Origin of the sequence: Acinetobacter sp. YH12049 (genome assembly GCF_013419875.1) — a bacterium.
In the GTDB taxonomy this organism is placed as follows: Bacteria; Pseudomonadota; Gammaproteobacteria; order Pseudomonadales; family Moraxellaceae; genus Acinetobacter; species Acinetobacter amyesii.
In genome coordinates this window covers 1-5,095 of record NZ_VOZH01000082.1, presented here as the reverse complement: position 1 = coordinate 5,095, position 5,095 = coordinate 1, and the positions used below count along the sequence as shown (strand labels likewise).

Genomic DNA, 5,095 nt, shown 5'->3' with positions numbered 1-5,095 from the left:
TACCAGCGTACGGCCCACAGAATGATGTCACGCTGAAAATGCCGGCCTTTGAATGGGTTCATGTGCAGCTCCATCAGCAAAAGGGGATGATAAGTTTATCACCACCGACTATTTGCAACAGTGCCGTTGATCGTGCTATGATCGACTGATGTCATCAGCGGTGGAGTGCAATGTCGTGCAATACGAATGGCGAAAAGCCGAGCTCATCGGTCAGCTTCTCAACCTTGGGGTTACCCCCGGCGGTGTGCTGCTGGTCCACAGCTCCTTCCGTAGCGTCCGGCCCCTCGAAGATGGGCCACTTGGACTGATCGAGGCCCTGCGTGCTGCGCTGGGTCCGGGAGGGACGCTCGTCATGCCCTCGTGGTCAGGTCTGGACGACGAGCCGTTCGATCCTGCCACGTCGCCCGTTACACCGGACCTTGGAGTTGTCTCTGACACATTCTGGCGCCTGCCAAATGTAAAGCGCAGCGCCCATCCATTTGCCTTTGCGGCAGCGGGGCCACAGGCAGAGCAGATCATCTCTGATCCATTGCCCCTGCCACCTCACTCGCCTGCAAGCCCGGTCGCCCGTGTCCATGAACTCGATGGGCAGGTACTTCTCCTCGGCGTGGGACACGATGCCAACACGACGCTGCATCTTGCCGAGTTGATGGCAAAGGTTCCCTATGGGGTGCCGAGACACTGCACCATTCTTCAGGATGGCAAGTTGGTACGCGTCGATTATCTCGAGAATGACCACTGCTGTGAGCGCTTTGCCTTGGCGGACAGGTGGCTCAAGGAGAAGAGCCTTCAGAAGGAAGGTCCAGTCGGTCATGCCTTTGCTCGGTTGATCCGCTCCCGCGACATTGTGGCGACAGCCCTGGGTCAACTGGGCCGAGATCCGTTGATCTTCCTGCATCCGCCAGAGGCGGGATGCGAAGAATGCGATGCCGCTCGCCAGTCGATTGGCTGAGCTCATGAGCGGAGAACGAGATGACGTTGGAGGGGCAAGGTCGCGCTGATTGCTGGGGCAACACGTGGAGCGGATCGGGGATTGTCTTTCTTCAGCTCGCTGATGATATGCTGACGCTCAATGCCGTTTGGCCTCCGACTAACGAAAATCCCGCATTTGGACGGCTGATCCGATTGGCACGGCGGACGGCGAATGGCGGAGCAGACGCTCGTCCGGGGGCAATGAGATATGAAAAAGCCTGAACTCACCGCGACGTCTGTCGAGAAGTTTCTGATCGAAAAGTTCGACAGCGTCTCCGACCTGATGCAGCTCTCGGAGGGCGAAGAATCTCGTGCTTTCAGCTTCGATGTAGGAGGGCGTGGATATGTCCTGCGGGTAAATAGCTGCGCCGATGGTTTCTACAAAGATCGTTATGTTTATCGGCACTTTGCATCGGCCGCGCTCCCGATTCCGGAAGTGCTTGACATTGGGGAATTCAGCGAGAGCCTGACCTATTGCATCTCCCGCCGTGCACAGGGTGTCACGTTGCAAGACCTGCCTGAAACCGAACTGCCCGCTGTTCTGCAGCCGGTCGCGGAGGCCATGGATGCGATCGCTGCGGCCGATCTTAGCCAGACGAGCGGGTTCGGCCCATTCGGACCGCAAGGAATCGGTCAATACACTACATGGCGTGATTTCATATGCGCGATTGCTGATCCCCATGTGTATCACTGGCAAACTGTGATGGACGACACCGTCAGTGCGTCCGTCGCGCAGGCTCTCGATGAGCTGATGCTTTGGGCCGAGGACTGCCCCGAAGTCCGGCACCTCGTGCACGCGGATTTCGGCTCCAACAATGTCCTGACGGACAATGGCCGCATAACAGCGGTCATTGACTGGAGCGAGGCGATGTTCGGGGATTCCCAATACGAGGTCGCCAACATCTTCTTCTGGAGGCCGTGGTTGGCTTGTATGGAGCAGCAGACGCGCTACTTCGAGCGGAGGCATCCGGAGCTTGCAGGATCGCCGCGGCTCCGGGCGTATATGCTCCGCATTGGTCTTGACCAACTCTATCAGAGCTTGGTTGACGGCAATTTCGATGATGCAGCTTGGGCGCAGGGTCGATGCGACGCAATCGTCCGATCCGGAGCCGGGACTGTCGGGCGTACACAAATCGCCCGCAGAAGCGCGGCCGTCTGGACCGATGGCTGTGTAGAAGTACTCGCCGATAGTGGAAACCGACGCCCCAGCACTCGTCCGAGGGCAAAGGAATAGAGTAGATGCCGACCGAACAAGAGCTGATTTCGAGAACGCCTCAGCCAGCAACTCGCGCGAGCCTAGCAAGGCAAATGCGAGAGAACGGCCTTACGCTTGGTGGCACAGTTCTCGTCCACAGTTCGCTAAGCTCGCTCGGCTGGGTCGCGGGAGGGCCGGTCGCAGTGATTCAGGCCCTTCTGGATTGTGTTGGTCCCCAGGGCGCGATTGTCATGCCCACGCACTCGGGTGATCTGACTGATCCCGCAGATTGGAGATCGCCGCCCGTGCCTGCCGATTGGGTGCAGATCTTGCGCAACGAGATGCCGGCATACGATCCGCAAACCACACCAACTCGGAACATGGGTGCAGTGGCTGAATTGTTCCGGGCGTGTCGCAAACACTTTTGGAGGCAGCTATCACCCAGCCAAGGCCGGTATTTTCATGCTTTGTTAACCTTTTGCAGTCCGAAGAGGCGCGCAAGCAAATCATTCTGGTCATTGACGGTCCAGCCGCCTGAAAAGCCAAAGCCCTTCCGCAGCCACAGCATCGCCTCGAAACCCGCGATGGTTCGCCGCGCCGTGTTAAAGGATTGGAAACCGCCGATCTTCGGCATGTTCTTCTTCACCCGGAAATGGTCGCTCTCAATCCCCTGCTGGAGATGTTTGGTCACATAATGCACGGGATCGGGATGGAGAAGCCCATCATCAACCGACGTTTTGATCGTTGACGGGAAGGTGTTGGCCCCGTCCGTCCCAATCCTGTTCGGCGACAACAAGGGTTCATCTTTAAGCATCTTTCGGAAGAACCGCTTGGCAGCGTCGAGATCGCGCTTAGCGGTCAGCAGGAAATCCACCGGATTGCCATGCTTATCGATGGCTCGGTACAGATAGCGCCATTTGCCGCGGATCTTGACATAGGTCTCATCAATCCGGACCGAGCCGCAATGGGGTCGACGAAACTGCCGCAGCCGTTTCTCGATGACAGGTGCATAAGCCAATACCCAGCGGTTGATCGTGCTATGATCGACCTCGAAGCCCCGCTCGCGAAACATTGATGTGTGCTTAAAAAACAGGAGGGTTTAACTTGGTAAACTATACATACTCATTAGGAGTTTACCATGAGCAAGAAACAGAAGACTTACACCGCAGAATTTAAAGCTGAAGCCATAAAAGCCATTGAAGAGAACCAAGGTAATGTATCGGAATCCGCTAGACAACTTGGCATTTCAATGCAAACCCTTTCGAACTGGAATAACAAAGCAAAGGCTGGAACTTTAGCAGGCACAAAACAGTATTCGCCCGATCTAAACGCCTTACTCGAAGAAAATAAGAAGCTTAAACAACAGCTCAAAACAGCTGAAATGGAACGTGAATTTTTAAAAAAGGCAGCAGCGTACTTTGCCAAAGAAAGTCAGTGAGGTACGCCTATATGAAATCGCAAAGCCACTTATTTCCGATTATTTTAATGGCTCGATTACTTCGTGTATCCGTTTCTCGCTTTTATGATTGGCTAAAGCGAGGCATGAGTAAAAGATCAATTCAGCGAAATCAGCAGACAATTTTGGTCAAAATAGCCCATGAAGAAACCAAACAAAGCTATGGCTATGTTCGATTAACCAAGCATTTACAAGCGCAAGGTATCAAAATAAGTACGTATGCTGTGCGCCAAATAAAAAAATCAAATCAGTTGTATTGTAAGCGCCATAAGCGTTTCAAAAGAACCACGAACAGTGATCACAACCGTTCTATTTATGACAATTTACTCAAGCAACAGTTTTCAATGACGAAGCCTAATCTTGCGTGGTCGAGTGACATTACCTACATTTGGACGGCTGAGGGCTGGTTGTACTTGGCAGCTGTCAAAGATCTTTACACGAAACAGGTTGTTGGCTATAGCTTAAATGAGCGCATGACAGCCAAGCTTGTTTGTGATGCATTGAATATGGCTATTCGCAATCAGAAACCTGCTAAAGATCTCATTGTACATTCAGATAGAGGCAGCCAATATTGCAGTAATGAATATCGAAACTTACTTGAGAAATTTGATTTTCAGGGTTCAATGAGCAAAAAAGGCGACTGCTTTGATAATGCACCGATAGAGAGTTTCTGGGGCATACTCAAAAATGAACTAGTCCATCATCGCAACTACAAAACAAGGGAAGAAGCCAAAGCGGATATTACAAAATATATAGAGTTATTTTATAATCAGCGAAGAATTCAAAAAGGCTTGGATTTTAAGACACCAAATCAAATGGCAGAAGACTTTTATCGGTTAGCTGCCTAGAATCTCCCAAGTGAAAGTCTCCTGCTAATTCAGCACACATCATTCTAAGGCACGCGCTGTAGCATGACCAATCGGAACAGATATATTTAGAAAATTCTGCGCTAATTGTTTTCTTTCCTGATCGGTAATTTCACGTTCAATAATAACTAAAATATCAAGATCACTTTTATGTTTTAAACCACCATCAACATACGAACCATATAAATAAATAGCATAAAGCTTATCTTTAAAATTTTTTTGTAAAAGCTGTTTTACACTTTCAACTTGGCGACACTCTTCATCATTTAAGCTTTGCATATGATTTTTAATTTAAAAAAATAAGTAATGAATTCATAGAGCATTATACAGAATAAGTGTAAATAATTTAATCAATTAGTAAATAACATACTATTTTTACAATATATTTACTTTCAATATAGAGTTTAATACATAAAACTCTATCAATCAAAAAAAGCTTGAAACAACATCTGAATAGTAAGAGTCATTTCCTCCTCACTTAGAGATGGATCCGGAAATTTGAACAACTCCTATAAGTGATACTCTGCTCCTCAAATGATGTTATAAACATCAATATATGGAGTATTTTATGGCACGTAGACCAAGAAGAAATCATTCAAACGACTT

At 49.9% G+C, this 5,095-nt stretch carries 4 protein-coding genes and 2 pseudogenes; 4 read left to right on the top strand and 2 right to left on the bottom strand.

Annotation, left to right across the window (positions count from 1 at the left end):
• Positions 1–175: 175 nt before the first annotated feature.
• The 3 genes and pseudogenes from aac(3)-IVa to FTU05_RS18145 all read left to right on the top strand — a co-directional run.
• Positions 176–952 (top strand): aminoglycoside N-acetyltransferase AAC(3)-IVa, encoded by a 777-nt coding sequence (gene aac(3)-IVa / locus FTU05_RS17240; protein ID WP_001199192.1) that lies wholly within the window; start codon positions 176–178, stop codon positions 950–952.
• 228 nt (positions 953–1,180) lie between these two features.
• Positions 1,181–2,206, top strand: a complete 1,026-nt coding sequence (gene aph(4)-Ia / locus FTU05_RS17235) for an aminoglycoside O-phosphotransferase APH(4)-Ia (protein ID WP_000742814.1) — start codon at positions 1,181–1,183, stop codon at positions 2,204–2,206.
• A 5-nt stretch (positions 2,207–2,211) separates the two neighbouring features.
• A pseudogene (locus FTU05_RS18145) lies at positions 2,212–2,565 on the top strand (AAC(3) family N-acetyltransferase); the annotation flags it as partial.
• 62 nt (positions 2,566–2,627) lie between these two features.
• On the opposite strand, the pseudogene FTU05_RS17225 reads toward FTU05_RS18145, so the two are convergent.
• Positions 2,628–3,239 (bottom strand): annotated as a pseudogene (locus FTU05_RS17225) (IS6 family transposase); the annotation flags it as partial.
• A gap of 66 nt (positions 3,240–3,305) precedes the next feature.
• Here FTU05_RS17225 and FTU05_RS17220 point away from each other — a divergent pair.
• Positions 3,306–4,471, top strand: a protein-coding gene (locus FTU05_RS17220; RefSeq protein WP_119285041.1) for an IS3 family transposase whose coding sequence is annotated in 2 segments (ribosomal slippage) — positions 3,306–3,564 and positions 3,564–4,471 — 1,167 coding nt in all. Because the reading frame shifts where the segments join, the coding sequence is not laid out codon by codon here.
• 39 nt (positions 4,472–4,510) lie between these two features.
• On the opposite strand, the gene FTU05_RS17215 is transcribed toward FTU05_RS17220, so the two are convergent.
• On the bottom strand, positions 4,511–4,768 hold the full coding sequence (locus FTU05_RS17215; RefSeq protein ID WP_180166165.1) for a nucleotidyltransferase domain-containing protein: 258 nt from the start codon (positions 4,766–4,768) through the stop codon (positions 4,511–4,513).
• Positions 4,769–5,095 lie beyond the last annotated feature (327 nt).